This is a genomic window from Fibrobacter sp. UWCM, from assembly GCF_900129735.1.
GTDB lineage: Bacteria > Fibrobacterota > Fibrobacteria > Fibrobacterales > Fibrobacteraceae > Fibrobacter.
In genome coordinates, this window is sequence record NZ_FQWR01000001.1 from 56,858 (window position 1) to 73,172 (window position 16,315).

Consider the following 16,315-nt stretch of genomic DNA (forward strand, 5'->3'; position numbering starts at 1 on the left):
GATGACAATTAGCGGACGTTCACGCGGCGGTGGCCGAGGCCAACCTTCACGATGTAGGAACCAGCGCGCAAATTCTGCACGAGAGTCTCGGTTCCTGCGACAACGCCCTGACGCACGATGCGGCCCTGCAAATCCATAACCGCATACGTTTTCGCGGACGCATCCGAAGTAACGATGGCAAGTGTCGAGCGGGAACTGTTGCGGGCAGTAAAGCCCGAAACATTTCCAGCAACACGCACGGCAGGCTTACTGACGGCATCCGTATTACCCGGCTTGTCCAACCCAGCAAGGATCAGGTTCGTCAGAATATGCAAGTTGCTCATCGTCGTACGACGGTCACAGAGGAACATGTCAAAGTCGTAGATTTCCCCTGCTACAAGCTTGCCCGAAGCACCTGCAAACTCGTCCAAGTTCACGTAACCGGGAGCCGGCATATGGAGGCCGCCCAGGTCAATCGCCAGTTTGTTGTCGATATACACCCAGATGTCGTCGTCACCGCGAACCGCAAGGAACGCTCCCGGCCGGTAAGTGAACATCGAGTGCGTTTCCAGGCAGAAATGCTGGTTGCCCTCGCTCTTGACGCGTTCGTCCCATGAAAGAACATCGTAGACATTGGGCTTATCCCCATCGGCAAACTCACCCGTCGATACCGGATACAAGTCAATATACGGAAGCCCGGTCTTGGGTTCTGTCAGGGACCAGTCGTAAACATCGCCAAGCGCCTGTTGCGCCTTATCGGAAATGAAATTTTTCGCGAGATCATTGCTAGCCATGCCGTAACGCACTGCACCGTATTCTTCCCTCAGGGTAGCGGCTGTTGCGCACGTTCCCGTGCACTTATCGTTCTTGACGGAATCGGCAAGGTCGTTCAAGGGAGTGAATGCCTGCGAAGGATTCGTGCTCCAATAGCTGTCGTATTGCCACAGGCCGTTTTGGTTCATGTAAAAATACACCCCGCGCGAACCGAACTCGTGGACCACGTTCACATCCGGAGTCGCCTTGAACATCGCGTTGAATGCTTCCGCACTCACGAAGCAGCCGCTTGCAGCATTGTAGGTCGGCTTCTTCGTCTGCGGGTCAAGCAGATCGGCAACGATTCCCGGAGTCACGCCAATGCAGGGGACTGTATTCTTCGCACCCTCGCCAGGATAGTTGTACTTGGCATTCGCAGAATAGCACGCGTTGGCACCCATATTCGGATAATCATCGCAGGTAAACGCGCCGTGCAGGCTTGCATCGGTATCGTAGAACGTCATCTGCAAGAAGTAGGAACAATTGCCACTGGCATCATAATCGGATTCCGCAATTATGTCGCCACCTGCCGGGGCCATATCGTGATCGGCAAAGAAGAAAAGAGTATCCTTTTCGTAGACCTCGAATACCATATCCAACGCAACCGGGTCCAGGGCAGCCCCCAGCCCTTTTATGCCGATGGCTTCCTTCAGGGATTCATCGCCCTTCTTGAAGATAATGAAATCACCCGGCACGTTTCCGTAGACCCACGACGCATAGAACCAGCCACACCTGTCTTCGGCAGGTTTGAGCGGCTTGCCACTCGCATACTTTCCGTCGCCCGACCACATGGGCGGGGTCACCCACCATTCTTCCTTATCGGGAGGCAAGAAATAGAGATACTTGATTTTCGGTTTTTCCGAGGCAACAAGGGTCTTGCCCGGCTGTTCCGGGTCCTCGAGAACAAATACGCTGTTTCCGGCCCCAGGGCACTTGATGTCTGTTTTTCCTTTGAGGTAACGGAAATCCTCATTCACAGCGTTGTTCCATTCTGCCTGGACGATATACTTCATTGGAGCATACAGATGATTCACCAAGGCAAAGGTCGAATCCATTTCACCGCTCTTCGCCTGGGCCAGGTCAACCTTAAAATAACGCGTTTCAGCATCGTAGCGAGGGCTCGCCTCGGTCGACGTGGAATCCGTCATGACGTAGAACCGACCCGTCCAGCCTTCCTGCGGCATCAGATAGAGCGTGCCTTCGCATTTTGCAAGGGCATTCTGCACGCCCGCAATCGCAACCGCAGACAACAGAATTTTCAAAAATTTCATATTTCCTCCTATCCAAAGAATTTAATTTACACTAAAAATATAGTATAAATTCTATCAACTGTTCTTTGCGGACTAGAACAGTTTCTTCGCGTCGGTCAGCTGGCCGTCCTTCTCGTGGAAGAGGATGACGGAGCCGCCCTCGAGGGTCTTGAAGACTTCGACCAGGCGGTTGACGGTCTTTGTCTCGTCAAAGCCGATTTCGTTCTTCGCGGCTTCGTTCACGACTATGCCGAAGTTCACGGCGTTCGGGGCGGAACGGCGGAGGTAGGCGATGAAGTCGGCGGCGGATGCAATCACGTCGGTACGGCCCTTCACCTCGATGTTCATCGGGTCACGGATGCTAGCCGAAAGCGGGAACAGGTCCTCGTTCACGGTCTGCTTCGCGTTCAGGAAGAACATGTTGCCCACGTAGAGGCTGATGGTATCGTCGAGCACCTTGCCCACTTCGACGGACACGTCGCACGAAGACGACATTTCCTGAATTTCTAGCTTGGAGGGACCGCAGGCGATGAGGGCTGCGGAAGCGAGGATGGCGAAAGCGGCCAGAATCTTTTTCATATAGGACTCCTATTGTTTGTTTCCAAATATATACTTATTTCGAGAGGATACCAAGCGCCCTAGACACGAGTTCGGGCGAAAGCCTGAAGATTTCGCTCAATTTCTCGACCCTTTCGGGTTCGGCGATGCGTTCCATGCGGCTGCCGTTTGCGTCGCGGGTCACAAGGTTGCCCTTCTGGTAATAGTACTGCACGCCACGCTCGCGGTCGAGGCGGTTCAACACCGGGTAGGTCATCATCTCGCGGTAGAAACTTTCGGACCAGTGCTGTTTAAATTCCTCGACGCTCACGCCCGCCACCGGGTATTCGAACCGCAACTTCATGGGCGAAGAAATCGAGCCGTCGGTACGGAGGGCGCCGCCGGTCCAGAGTTCCATGGAATCCATGTCGGGCCGCACGAGGCGCACGCTGTTCGGCACCAGCGGGAAGAGCGCCTCACCTGCACCGAAGGGTTTCGGGAGCGGAATCGGCAACGGGTCAAAAATCAGGTAGCCGGGATCGAATAAAAATTCTAAGTGGATCGCCACACCTTCGGCTCGCGATGACGCGTTAGGATCCGCATCCGGTAAAATAAGTGCGCAGTGGATGTTCCGTTCCTTGCGTTTGTGGCCCATCACGAGCCGCGGGTTTAATCCCATGTCGCGCAGGCTTTGGTACAGGTGCCACGTCATGCTGAAGCAGGTGCCGCCGCCCATCCAGGTGTCTATATCGTTCTGGTCGCTGTCGTCGAGGTTGCGCGCGGCCGTAGCGCTGCCGGTAGATTCGAGGCGTATGATTTTCGTGAGGTTCTCGTACGTGACGTTCGAGAGCCTGTTGCACAGGTCGAGAATCTTTTGCCAGAGGGCCGGTTCCATAAGGGAAAAGATAGATAATGTGGAATGTGGAATGTGAAATGTGGAATGAATAATAACCAGCAACTAATGACCAAAGACTAATGACCAATGACTATTTGCTATATTGTAGTCATGCTCGGTATTGAACAGAAAAAAGGAAACGACGACAGGCTCTGCGGCAGGATGATTGCCTACGCAAGGATTTTGCCCACGCCAGACGCCGAAGAAAGCAACACGCCGTTCGACGACATGATCAAGAACGGACTCTTGACGCTTGAAGGCGATTTCCGCAAGTTCAACCCGACCGTGCCCTCGCGCCGCCGCAGGAACCAGGTGATGGACGAGCGCCTGAACGAGCTCCTCGAAACGATGGAGGAGAACGGCGTCGAACTGCCCGAGAACCTTGACGTGGAAACGGTGCGCGACCGCCTGCACGAACTTTCGAACATGGAAGTCATCCCCATCCCGGCGCGCATCGGCAACTTCACCAAGGAAGAAGACATTCTCAAGGAAGAAGCCGACATTTACTTTGTCGGGGAATTCATCGGCGCGAACCAGGCGCATTTCTGCCTCACGACGCTCCCCATCTACTACCAGGCGCGTTACCGCGAGCAGACGAAGAAGCACGAGATGGAGCTCCTGAACGATATGCTCTCGCAGTTCGAGAACGGGCAGTTCCTGGACAACGAAGACATCATGAGCGACACGGTGGAGCTGTTCCCCGAAGGAGCATCGCTGAACACGTTCGTGGGCGACCTCGGAAACCTTTTGAACGTGAAGGTGATTCCCTTCCTGCTCGCCTGCGAATCCGACGAGGATTACGACCGTCAGGTGAAACTGCTGTACAAGTTCATGAAGGACTACCCCGAGCCGCTGGACGTGAAGCGCATCGACGCATCGCTCCGCATGCTGCGCGAAGAGGGCAACAACGAACTTGCCCGCAAGGTGCTGGAACTGAGCACAAAAAAAATCTGCGCCCTCTACAACGAGGATGCAAAAGCCGCCGAAACATTCGAGGCTGAAATTACATCTTTGAAAGTGTAAGGAGCACCGCTCCAACCAATATGACGATGGTCGAGAGCGTAAGCTTTATGCGGCCATGACGGCTTGCGTATTCACCGAACACGAACACGCCCCACATCTGGTTCACCACGAGATTGAGCTGCAGAAGCGGGTAGCCCACTGCGTAGCCGAACATGCCGTCGTCGGCGATGGCCCAGAAGATGGCGAGGGTACCGAGCATCCAGAGGATGCCGGACGCGAACGCGAACAAAGTAGGAATTTTAGGATAACCGAAACTTTTCTTGCGCTTGAGCGTCATGATGGCGACAAGCAATACGCTACCTACGCACACGCCCACCGAGAACGGGAACAGGAATTCCATGTCGCCGAGGGAACTGAACTTGTACGGAATCAGGGACGTACCGAAAATCGCGCCCGAAAGGAGCGAGCGCCAGTTTTTCCACACGGACTTGGTCTTGCTTGCAGGAATCCAGATGCCGATAACCATGCAGGCAATCGCCGGAATGGAGAAGTACAGAAGGGTCGGTTCCTGGAATATGACCACACCGCTGAAGAACGAGAGCAAGATGCTCACGCTCATGGACCGAAGCCCCGTACCCGCGAGGTCCTGTTCGGCCTGCACCGCCCAGAAGCAGAGCGCGCCGCCGATAACCCAGAGAAGCCCGCAGAAAATACCGACCGGTGCCAAGTTGAATTGCCCGGTTACTCCCGCGATAACGGTGGAACAGAAAAGCGCGCCCACCGCCATCACGGCGAGGAACGCCCACGAAGAATAGTTCGGGTACTTTTTCAGGGGAACCATGTAGGTCCCGAAAGCAAAAATCCCGATGAGGACACCGATTAAACTGAGCGTGCTACTTGCCAATGCAGAACCCCGCGAAAATAGATTGTAGAATGTCTTCGGATGAGATTTCGCCCGTTATGCTCTGGAGTGCACGACGCACCACCTGCATTTCAAAAGCCAAAAGTTCGACTGCCGGATTGTTCCGGAGCAGGTCGAGCGCGCGGTCGATACCCGCAAGGGCGTCTTCGAGGCAGGCTTTCTCGCGCTCGCTCGTAATCCAGAGGTCTTCTGCGTCCGCAGATTGCTTGAACAGGGAAGCGTTCATCGCCTGGCGGAGAGCGTCGAGACCCTCGCCCGTCTTGGAAGAAACACTCAGTCCGCCATCGGGAATCGGGAATGCGCCGTTCCTGTCGGGGGATGCGCGCAGGTCGCTCTTGGAATAAACGACAAGGTCCGCGTTATTTGTCATGTCCGCGAAGGTGGACGTTCTAAGATTCTCGCCTTCGCGAGAATGACGAGATGCTAATTCGCCGTCGCGAGAATGACGAGAAGCAATTTTGCCGTCGCGAGAATGACGAGAAGCTAATTCGCCTTCGCGAGAATGACGAGATGCTAATTCGCCTTCGCGAGAATGACGAGATGCTAATTCGCCTTCGCGAGAATGACGAGATGCTAATTCGCCTTCGCGAGAACGACACTTCCGCGAAGCCCCGTCCAGCACGAGAATCTTCATGTCGGCTTCTTCGAGAATTTCCCTGCTCTTTTTCTGGCTGAGCGCGTCGAGCTCGTCCGTCGCCTGCGCCGCGATACCCGCGGTATCGACCAGCCGGATTTCGCCACCGGGCAAGAACAGGCGCACTTCCACAAAGTCGCGCGTAGTGCCCGGAACGTTGCTCACGAGCACGCGGTCTTCGCCCAGGAGGGCATTCACGAGGCTAGACTTGCCCGCATTCGGCGCGCCGTAGAGCACGGCCAGCGGGAGCTTGCTGAGCGAAGCCTTCCCGTGAAAACTGTTTAAAATTTGCTGGATGGATTTACGGACAGCGACAAACCGCGCCTCCCAGCCCGCAAAGTCCGGATCGGCTTCCTCTTCCGCGAAATCCACATCGAGTTCAAGGCGCGCCGAGATGTCCTTGACCTGCGAAGCGAGTGCCGCAATCTTTTTCGAGAGGGCGCCCCCCAGAAGGCGGTGAGCGTTCTCAAGTTCTGCGCGATTCGCGCTGTGAATCACGTCGGCCACAGATTCGGCCTGCGTCAAGTCCATCTTGCCGTTCAGGAAGGCGCGTCGTGTGAATTCCCCGGGCTCGGCAAGACGCACGCCATCGAGCCCGCGGATTGCCTGCAGCAGGTCGCGTACGATAAGCGGGTTCCCGTGCGGGTAGAGTTCCAGCACGTCTTCGCCGGTATAGGAATTCGGACCCTCGAAGAAGATATACAATAGGCTATCGATAAGCTTGCCCGACTGCGGGTCACGCGCAGTCCCGAGGCACGCCTCGCGCGCCTTCAAGTTCTCTAGACGCTCGTTCCCGAACAGGCGCGCGACCACGTCACGGACGTGGGCTCCGCTCACGCGGAGCGCGGCCACGGCACTCACGCCGGAAGGTGTCATCGGGGCGACTATCGTCTGGGAATCCATGCTCATAAAGATAGTTATTAGTAGTTAGTCCTTAGTCATTAGTAAAAAAAATGGCGCCTTCGGCGCGACCATAAGAACCAGCAACTATTGACCAATGACTAGTGACCTTTTTTCTATCTTAAAAAATATGAGCAACTTCAAACTGATTTCCCGCCCTATCGGCACAGTGCAGTGTTTTGTCCTCCAGCGCGACGACGGCGCTGAATTCGAAATCCTTTCGGGCTACGGCGGCGGGCTCAACGCCTGGCGCATCCCCGTCGCAAACTATGCCTCCGCGGGCAACTCACCCGAGGCTAGCGCCGGCAAAAAAACGCTCGACCTGCTCTACGGCTACCGCGAAGGCGACGACATCTTCAAGATGGGCCCCGACACCAACGCGGGCTGCAGGCTAGCCCCCTACCCCGGGCGCACCGCCTACGCGAAGTTCACCTGGAACGGCAAGACCTACCAGCTCATCAACAACGTAAGCTGGGCCCCGCACGCCCTGCACGGTTTTTTGCAGAACCAGGAATGGAAATTCGAGCGTTTCGAAAGCGATAACGAAAGTTGCTCTGCCGTTTTTACCTGCGACTGGCCGGGTGCCTTCGCGGGATTTCCCTTCCCGTTCCGCGCTACAAACAAAATAACGTTCTCCGGGAACGCGTACATGGTCGAATCGACCGTCGAGAACACGGGAGAAACCGACATGCCCTATTCCGAAGGCTGGCACCCCTACTACATGCTGGGTGAAAAAATCAACGACCTGGTAATGACACTCCCCGAATCGCTCCTTGCGGAACTTGACAGCGCCGACCTCCCGACAGGCAACTTCCATGCGGACACACGCTTTACTGCAGGCCGCAAGATTAACGACGAGTTCATCAACGACTGCTTCTGCCTCATGGACAACAGCAATCCGGGAGAAGCAGGGAGAGGCATCGTTACGCTCGAAGGCAAGAACGGCAAGCTTACCCTCTGGCAGGATGCACGCCTCGGGCAGTACAACGCCATCCAGATTTACACGCCCCCGACCCGCGAGAGCATCGCCATCGAGCCCATGACATCGGAGCCCGACGCACTGAATCACCACCGCGGACTCATCGTAATCCCGCCCGGCGAAAAACGCACGTTTACCTTCGGCGCGGAATACAGGTAATCCTTCGGCAAACGAAGTTTGCCTCGCACACTTACCCGCACCGGGTCTTCGTCAAATCACTTCCGATGTAGTCGGGATAGTCGTTGTCGAAACAGGCGGCGCAGTAATGCTCGCCCTCGCCGGTGCATTCCTTCATGCCCTCGACGCTCAGGTAGCCGAGGCTTTCGACGCCCAGCATCTTGGCGATTTCGTCGGGAGTCATGGAGCTTGCGGCCAGTTCGCCCTGGCTCGGGAAATCCATGCCGAAAAAACAGGGGTGTGCCACCGGAGGCGATGCTATGCGGATATGGACTTCGAGAGCGCCCGCGTCGCGCAACATTCGGGAAAGAATCTTGAGCGTCGTGCCGCGAACGATGGAATCTTCCACCACGCACACGCGCTTGTTCTTGAGCACACCCTCTATGGGGTTGAACTTGAGTTTGACCTTCTGTTCGCGCACATTCTGCGTGGGGTCAATGAAGGTGCGGCCCACGTAATGGTTACGGAGAAGCCCGATTTCAAAGCGGATGCCGCTGGCTTGCGAATAACCTAACGCAGCCGTGGTGGCGCTGTCGGGTACAGAAATCACGATATCTGCATCTACAGGGCATTCCTTCGCAAGTTGCTTTCCCATCTTGCGGCGAATCTTGTCACAACTTTGTTCGAAAATCTTGGAATCCGGGCGACTGAAGTAGATGTACTCGAAAATGCAATGGGCTAGCCTTTCCTTGTGGGTAAAGCGCTCGGAGTGCAGCCCGTTCTGGGTGATGGTCAGGAACTCGCCGGGCTGGATATCGCGCACGTAGTTTGCACCCAGCAGGTCAAATGCGCAGGTTTCGCTGGCGACACACCAGGCCTTGCCCATGCGCGCGATAGAAAGCGGGCGGAATCCGAAGCCGTCGCGGGCCACGAACATGGTGTCCTTGCTGATAAACACGAGGCAGAAACTGCCCGTAAATTTCGTGATGGCTTTCTTGATGGCCTCTCCCAGGGAGTCCGCCTCGGTGCGGGCGATTTCGTGCAAGAGAATTTCGGAATCGGAGGTGGTCTGGAAAATGTGCCCTTCGCTTTCCATTTCGGCGCGGAGTTCGGTGGCGTTGGTGATGTTTCCGTTGTGGGCCACCGCGAGCTGCCCCCACTTGCAGCTCACCAGAATCGGCTGGGCGTTGGCGAGGGTAGATGCCCCGGTAGTGCTGTAACGCACGTGGCCAATGCCGGCAAATCCGTCAAATTCGTCGATGTTGTGTTCCCGGAGGAGGGTGGATACAAGCCCCATGGACTTGCGGACGCGCACCTTGTCTCCGTCGGTGACCGCGAATCCGGCACTTTCCTGACCGCGGTGCTGCAGGGCGTAAAGCCCCATGGTTATATTCCTCACGACGGTATCGCCATTGTAGATGCCGATGACGCCGCATTCTTCGTGTAATTCGTCGAGCATAACGCCTCTCTGAAATTTATGTTTCCCCTACCTCGAAGGTCACAGCCCACCCGTTCGGGTGCAAGCAGGGAAACGGACGCGCCAGGTGTGCAAAAATCGTGCCATTTTATGGTTCGAGGGGTAAATGGCGCACGAGATAGCGTTGTTGCGCAAGAATGGATTTTGGGCCGAGAAACGACTTTACATTTTATGTAATGCAAAATCGTAAAACTACAAAAATTGTAAAAGAATTGCCCATTTCGGGCGAATTTCGCAAAAATTTTTCTTTTTTTATGCCTTACCAACGCCTTGGCAGAATGCTAGTTTTTGGTTCCGATGAAAAAATCGGAATCCATCGAGGCACACATGAGTACCGCCGTTGCAAGCCACTCGCAACGGAACCAGGCGACTCTCCCCGGGCATCTTATTTTCATTCCTGTCTTTAAAGTTTTCAATCGTTTGGCAAAAGCTTCTGGCTTTTGCCTTTATTTTTATTCCCTGTATCGCAGGACTGGTTTCTGCTGTTTTGTCATGCCCGACTTGATCGGGCATCTTCTTTTTATTCATACAAAGGAGATCCCCACCTTGGTGGCCATGCGCACTAAACAACAAGTTGTTAAGTGCTGTCCGCCCGCCTACGCGGGGATGACAATAAAAAGGGCTAGTTTAATACACAAGTTTAACACTGCATATGCGAGTAAACTATGAACAATAAATTCAACTGGAAAGCGAAACGCGAGAAGAAAGCGTTCTTGGCACTGGCGGATGGCGCCGTGTTCCACGGGTATGCCTTTGGAGAGACTACCGATACCGTCGGCGAAGCGGTGTTCAACACCGGCATGGCGGGCTACAAGCAGATTTTGACGGACCCCTCCTACGCGGGGCAGTTCGTGGTATTCACCACGGCAGAAGTGGGCGCGTACGCCGCAAACCTCGAGAAGTCCGAATCGCGCGACGTGTTCCTGAACGGTATTGTCGTAAACTCGCTGGATGACGTGAGCAAGGAAATCGGCGAAGAGAGCCTGCACGACTACATGCTCGCCCACAAGAAGCCGGGCATCGCGGGCGTGGATACCCGCGCCCTTACGCTCCACCTGCGTGAACACGGGGCTCAGAAAGCCTACCTGCACGTAGACGGCTCCGACATGAATGAAGCCGACGCGATCGCAAAGGCAAAAGCCTGGGAAGGCCTCGACGGCCAGGATTACGCGAGCAAGGTCAGCGACCCGAACGGCTACGAATTCAGCACCGAAGGCGACCTGAACGTTGTCGCACTTGATTTCGGTATCAAGACGAACATTCTGAGGAACCTCGCCGCGCAGAACATGAAGGTGACGGTGCTTCCGATCAATGCCACCTACGAACAAATTATGGCGAAGAATCCGGACGGAGTCTTCCTCTCCAACGGACCTGCCGACCCGAACAGCCTCCCGCAAGTAGCGGCTGTCGTGAAGCAGCTTTTGGGCAAGGTCCCGCTGATGGGCATCTGCCTCGGTAACCAGCTTTTGGGTCTTGCGCTCGGCGCGAAAGTTTCCAAACTCAAGTTTGGCCATCACGGTTGCAACCACCCGGTGAAAAACTTGAAGACCGGCGCTGTAGAAATCACGAGCCAGAACCACAACTACGCCATCGAAGAATCGACCCTCCCCGCGAACGTGGAAGTCTCGCACATCAACCTGAACGACAATACGGTCGAAGGCATCCGTCACAAGGAACTCCCCGCGTTCAGCGTGCAGTACCACCCGGAATCCGCTCCGGGCCCGAACGATTCCTACTACCTGTTCGGTGAATTCAGACAAATGATTTTGGACTTTAAGGCCCGCGCGGGCAAGGATTGCGCTTGTATGAATGGCGCGGGCAAGGAATGCGCCGGGGAGGTGAAAAATGGCTAAGGCAACTGCAAAGAAACAGACCAAGTACATCTTCATTACCGGCGGCGTGGTCAGTTCCCTCGGTAAAGGCATCACCTCCGCATCGCTCGCGCTGCTGCTCAAGAGCCGCGGTTACAAGGTGTTCATGCAGAAGCTGGACCCGTACCTGAACGTGGACCCGGGCACCATGAGCCCCTACCAGCACGGTGAAGTTTTCGTGACCGACGACGGCTACGAAACCGACCTTGATTTGGGCCACTACGAACGCTTCGCAGGCGTGCAATGCTCCAAGGCCTCCAGCTACACTTCGGGCCGCATCTATTCTTCCGTGCTCGCAAAAGAACGCGCGGGCAAATACCTCGGCGGTACGGTGCAGGTCATTCCGCACATTACCAACGAAATCAAGGACGCCTTCCGCTCTGCAGCCGAAAGCGGCGCCGACATTGTGCTCTGCGAAATCGGCGGTGTCGCTGGCGACATCGAATCGCTTCCGTTCCTCGAAGCCGCAAGACAGTTCCGTTTTGAAGTAGGCGTCGAAAACACTTGCTTTGTCCACCTGGTTTTGGTGCCTTACCTCAAGGCAGCAGGCGAACTCAAGACAAAGCCATCGCAGCACTCGGTTGCCGAACTCCGCAACATCGGTATCTTCCCGGACATTCTCGTGTGCCGCACCGAAATGACGATTCCGCAGGATCACCTCGACAAGCTCGCGCTCTTCTGCAACGTGAAGCCCGAATGCGTCATTGAAGAAAAGGACGTGACGGATTCTGTGTACGCCGTGCCCCGCGAACTTTCGAAGCAAGAACTCGACCTCCGCGTGCTTGAACAGCTCCACTTGAGCGTACACCCCATCATCCACTCCGAATGGGACAAGCTCGTAAAGAAGGCAACCCAGCCCAAGTACGAATGCACCATCGCGCTCGTGGGCAAGTATATCGCCATCCGTGATGCCTACAAGTCCGTACACGAAGCCCTGCAACACGCCGGCATGGAACACAATGCCAAGGTGAAAGTGGAATGCATCGAGGCCGAAGAACTCGAAAAGAATCCGAACCTCATCAAGAACGCCGACGGCATTCTGATTCCGGGTGGATTCGGTAGCCGCGGCGTGAACGGCAAGTGTGTTGCCATCAAGTATGCCCGCGAACACAAGGTTCCGCTGCTGGGAATTTGTCTCGGCATGCAATGCTGCGTGATTGAATTTGCACGCAACGTACTCGGCTGGAAGGACGCCAACTCCACGGAATTCGACGAAAAGACAGCCCACCCGGTCATCGACCTGATGGACGAACAGAAGAACGTCACCGAAAAGGGCGGCACCATGCGCCTCGGCGCTTACCCGTGCAAGCTCATGAAGGATTCCAACGCCGCAAAGCTTTACAAGAGCGAAAAGATTAGCGAACGTCACCGTCACCGCTACGAATTCAACTACAACAGCGAATTCCGCGTCGCCTTGGAAAAGGCCGGCCTGAAAATCGCCGGTACATCGCCCGACGGCAAGCTCGTAGAAATGGTGGAAATCAAGAACCACCCCTACTTTGAAGCCTGCCAGTTCCACCCGGAATTCAAGAGCAGGCCCACTGCGCCGCACCCGCTGTTCAGCGGGCTAGTGAAGGCTGCACTGGCACAGAAAAACGCATCAAAAAAAATGACAAAAGAGAAAGTAGATTCCCGCCTTGCTTCGACAAAGCTCAGCACAGGTCGCGGGAATGACAAGAATGGAGGCAAGAATGCCTAAACGTACCGACATCAAGAAGATTATGCTCATTGGTTCTGGCCCGATTGTGATTGGCCAGGGCTGCGAATTTGACTACTCCGGCGTGCAGGCCTGCAAGGTGCTGCGCCGCGAAGGCTACGAAGTGGTGCTCGTGAACTCCAACCCGGCTACCATCATGACCGACCCCGAAATGGCCGACCGCACCTACATCGAGCCGCTGAGCGTCGATATCCTGCACGAAATCATCCGTCGCGAACGCCCGGACGCTTTGCTCCCCACACTCGGTGGCCAGACGGCTTTGAACCTCGCCATGGAACTGAACGAGCGCGGCATTTTGGACCGCTACCAGGTGGAACTTATCGGTGCAAAGGCAGAATCCATCCAGCGCGCCGAAGACCGTCACCTGTTCAAGGAAGCCATGCTCAAGATTGGGCTGGACCTCCCCCGCTCCGGTTCTGCACACTCCATGTCCGAGGCGACCGCTATCGCCCACACCATCGGAAGCTGGCCATTGATTATTCGTCCGGGCTTTACGCTTGGCGGCACGGGCGGCGGTATCGCCCACAATCCCGAAGAATTCGAAACCATCGTGAACCGCGGTCTCGACGCCTCGCTCAACAACGAAGTGCTTATCGAAGAATCGCTGCTTGGCTGGAAAGAATTCGAAATGGAAGTCATGCGCGACAAGAAGGGCAATGCTGTTATCGTGTGCTCCATCGAAAACCTGGACCCCATGGGCGTGCACACCGGCGACTCCATCACGGTTGCCCCGATACAGAGCCTTGATGACCGAGCCTACCAGGCCATGCGTGACGACTCCCTGAAAGTCATGAAAGCTATCGGCGTGGAAACCGGCGGATCCAATGTTCAGTGGGCCATCGAACCCAAGACCGGCCGCCGCATCATCATCGAAATGAACCCCCGCGTGAGCCGTTCTTCTGCTCTTGCCTCTAAAGCGACGGGCTTCCCCATCGCAAAGATTGCAGCCCTCCTCGCTGTGGGCTACACCCTCGACGAACTCCGCAATGACATTACGCAAACGACCCCGAGCTGCTTCGAACCGGCGCTCGACTATGTGGTCGTGAAAGTTCCGCGCTTCACCTTCGAAAAGTTCCCGAAGGCAGATTCTACGCTCGGCACCCAGATGAAGTCCGTAGGTGAAGCGATGGCCATCGGCACGAACTTCAAGCAAGCCATGCAGAAGGCCCTCCGTTCCCTCGAAACGGGATTCGGCGGATTCGGAGCCTGCGCCAAGTGCGAAAAGTTCAAGGAATACGACGACGAAACGCTCACCAAGGAAGTCGCCCGTCCAAGCGCCGAACGCATCTTCGTATTGCACGAAGCACTGCGCCGCAAGTGGGGCGTCGAAAAGTTGTACGAAATCACTCGAATCGACCGCTACTTCTTGCGCCACCTGGAAGAACTCGCCCTCTACGAAGACGAAATCCTTTCCGCAGGCTCTCTCGAAAACCTCGCGAAGGACCTGCCGCTCTTCCGTCAGGCCAAGGAACTCGGCTACAGCGATATCCAGATCGGTTACCTGTTCCACAAGACTCCCGAAGAAGTCATGGCGGTGCGCAAGCAAATCGGCCTTGTTCCGAGCTACTACTCCGTAGATACATGCGCCGGCGAATTCGAAGCCATCACGCCGTATTATTACAGTTGCTGGGCCGAAAATTCCGAACCGGTCCGCGAAATTCCGGGTCATGGTCACAAGAAGAGAATCATGGTGCTGGGCGGCGGACCGAACAGAATCGGTCAGGGCATCGAATTTGACTACTGCTGCTGCCACGCCGCCTTTACGCTCCGCCGCGAAGGCTACGAAGTCATCATGGTGAACTCGAACCCCGAAACGGTTTCCACCGACTATGATACTTCGGACAAGCTCTACTTTGAGCCGCTCACGCTCGAAGACGTGATGGGCATTTACGAACGCGAAAAGTGCGCGGGCGTCATCGTGCAATTCGGCGGCCAGACTCCGCTGAACCTCGCCATGCGTCTCAAGAAGGCCGGTGCGAACGTCGTCGGCACGAGCCCCGAAGACATCGACCTCGCCGAAGACCGCGACTTCTTCAAGCAGCTGGTTGACAAGGTCGGCATCAAACAGGCTGAAAGCGGCATCGCCCACAACGTAGAAGAAGCCCTCGCCATCGTCGAGAAAATCGGCTACCCCGTTCTGGTGCGCCCGAGCTTCGTTCTCGGCGGCCGCGGCATGGTGATTGTCTACAAGGAAAAATACCTGCGCAAGTTCGTGGAAGAAGCTGCCGCTATTGGCGAAGGCAAGCCAATTCTTATCGACCGCTTCTTGGAAGACGCCACCGAACTCGACGTGGACTGCATCAGCGATGGCAAGCACACCGTGGTGGGTGCCATCATGGAACACGTGGAACCCGCAGGCATCCACTCCGGCGACTCCGCGAGCGTCATCCCGCCCATGACGCTTTCGCAGGAAATTCAGGACAAAGTTCGCAAGTACGCCAAGGAATTCGCGAAGGAACTCCACGTGGTCGGCCTCATGAACATGCAGCTCGCCGTCAAGGATGGCGAACTCTACATGATCGAAGTGAACCCGCGTGCATCGCGCACAGTGCCGTTCGTTTCCAAGTCCATCGGCGTCCCGCTGGCCAGTTACGCCAGCCGCTGCATGCTCGGCGAAACTCTCGAACAGATCGGCTTCACCGAAGAAGTCCACGTGCCTTACGTGAGCGTCAAGGAAGCCGTGTTCCCGTTCGTCAAGTTCCCGGGTGTCGATATCACGCTTTCTCCAGAAATGAAATCCACCGGCGAAGTCATGAGCATCGATCGCGACCGCGGCCTTGCCTACCTCAAGAGCCAGCTGGCATCGGGCAACAAGGTCCCGAGCCAAGGCAACATCTTCGTCTCGCTCAAGGACGAAGACAAGCAGAAGGCAGTTCCGCTCATTCGCCAGCTCGTGAACCTCGGATACGAACTGTACGCGACCCGCGGCACCTCTACGATGCTCTACAACGAAGGCATCAAGACCCGCGCCGTATTCCGCATCTCCCGTGGCCGCCCGAACCTGCTGGACCTCATTCACGACAAGGAAGTCCAGTGGATCGTGAACACCACCGAAAATGGCGCCGAAGCCATGGTCGATGAAATCCAGATGCGCTCCAAGGCCGTGGTCTCCGGCATTCCTATCACCACGACCATCGCCGCCCTCACCTCTACCGTCGAAGGCCTCATGGACAAGCACGACTTCGGAAGATTCGAAGTCTGCAGCTTGCAGGAATACCATAGGCACGTGAAGAAGTGACACCCATTCGACAAGCTCAGGAT

The 16,315-nt window shown here is 55.9% G+C and carries 12 protein-coding genes; 5 read left to right on the top strand and 7 right to left on the bottom strand.

Annotated features, from left to right (window positions below; genetic code table 11):
• Positions 1–8: 8 nt before the first annotated feature.
• From BUB22_RS00200 to BUB22_RS00210, 3 genes are all read right to left on the bottom strand, one after another.
• Entirely contained in the window at positions 9–2,063 is a 2,055-nt protein-coding gene (locus BUB22_RS00200; protein ID WP_073113416.1) for a fibro-slime domain-containing protein, read from the bottom strand.
• A 72-nt stretch (positions 2,064–2,135) separates the two neighbouring features.
• Positions 2,136–2,621 carry a hypothetical protein gene (locus tag BUB22_RS00205; RefSeq protein ID WP_073113417.1) on the bottom strand — a complete coding sequence of 162 codons (486 nt, stop codon included), beginning with the start codon at positions 2,619–2,621 and terminating at the stop codon, positions 2,136–2,138.
• Between the two features lie 34 nt (positions 2,622–2,655).
• Positions 2,656–3,474: a hypothetical protein gene (locus tag BUB22_RS00210; RefSeq protein ID WP_073113418.1), complete on the bottom strand. Its 819-nt coding sequence runs from the start codon at positions 3,472–3,474 to the stop codon at positions 2,656–2,658.
• A 111-nt stretch (positions 3,475–3,585) separates the two neighbouring features.
• On the opposite strand from BUB22_RS00210, the gene BUB22_RS00215 reads away from it, so the two are divergent.
• Positions 3,586–4,497: a hypothetical protein gene (locus BUB22_RS00215; RefSeq protein WP_073113419.1), complete on the top strand. Its 912-nt coding sequence runs from the start codon at positions 3,586–3,588 to the stop codon at positions 4,495–4,497.
• On the opposite strand, the gene BUB22_RS00220 is transcribed toward BUB22_RS00215, so the two are convergent.
• Positions 4,478–5,341, bottom strand: coding sequence for a GRP family sugar transporter (locus BUB22_RS00220; RefSeq protein ID WP_254794571.1), 864 nt, complete (start codon positions 5,339–5,341; stop codon positions 4,478–4,480). The two genes, BUB22_RS00215 and BUB22_RS00220, sit on opposite strands and share 20 nt — an antisense overlap.
• Positions 5,331–6,896 (bottom strand): tRNA modification GTPase, encoded by a 1,566-nt coding sequence (locus BUB22_RS00225; RefSeq protein ID WP_073113602.1) that lies wholly within the window; start codon positions 6,894–6,896, stop codon positions 5,331–5,333. Before BUB22_RS00225 ends, BUB22_RS00220 begins: the two co-directional genes overlap by 11 nt.
• 127 nt (positions 6,897–7,023) lie before the next feature.
• Between BUB22_RS00225 and BUB22_RS00230 the strand changes: the two genes are divergently transcribed.
• Positions 7,024–8,031 carry an aldose 1-epimerase gene (locus tag BUB22_RS00230; RefSeq protein WP_073113420.1) on the top strand — a complete coding sequence of 336 codons (1,008 nt, stop codon included), beginning with the start codon at positions 7,024–7,026 and terminating at the stop codon, positions 8,029–8,031.
• A gap of 31 nt (positions 8,032–8,062) precedes the next feature.
• On the opposite strand, the gene purF is transcribed toward BUB22_RS00230, so the two are convergent.
• Both purF and BUB22_RS16190 read right to left on the bottom strand, forming a co-directional pair.
• Complete coding sequence (gene purF, locus BUB22_RS00235; RefSeq protein ID WP_073113421.1) at positions 8,063–9,448, bottom strand: amidophosphoribosyltransferase; 1,386 nt, start codon at positions 9,446–9,448, stop codon at positions 8,063–8,065.
• A gap of 270 nt (positions 9,449–9,718) precedes the next feature.
• On the bottom strand, positions 9,719–9,994 hold the full coding sequence (locus tag BUB22_RS16190; RefSeq protein ID WP_139258637.1) for a hypothetical protein: 276 nt from the start codon (positions 9,992–9,994) through the stop codon (positions 9,719–9,721).
• Positions 9,995–10,131: 137 nt separating this feature from the next.
• On the opposite strand from BUB22_RS16190, the gene carA reads away from it, so the two are divergent.
• Genes carA through carB form a run of 3 tightly spaced genes read left to right on the top strand, consistent with a single transcriptional unit; the run spans position 10,132 to position 16,292 of the window.
• Positions 10,132–11,319, top strand: coding sequence for a glutamine-hydrolyzing carbamoyl-phosphate synthase small subunit (gene carA, locus BUB22_RS00245; protein ID WP_073113423.1), 1,188 nt, complete (start codon positions 10,132–10,134; stop codon positions 11,317–11,319).
• Positions 11,312–13,036, top strand: a complete 1,725-nt coding sequence (locus BUB22_RS00250) for a CTP synthase (RefSeq protein ID WP_175547197.1) — start codon at positions 11,312–11,314, stop codon at positions 13,034–13,036. Before carA ends, BUB22_RS00250 begins: the two co-directional genes overlap by 8 nt.
• Positions 13,029–16,292: a carbamoyl-phosphate synthase large subunit gene (gene carB / locus BUB22_RS00255; RefSeq protein ID WP_073113424.1), complete on the top strand. Its 3,264-nt coding sequence runs from the start codon at positions 13,029–13,031 to the stop codon at positions 16,290–16,292. Before BUB22_RS00250 ends, carB begins: the two co-directional genes overlap by 8 nt.
• Positions 16,293–16,315 lie beyond the last annotated feature (23 nt).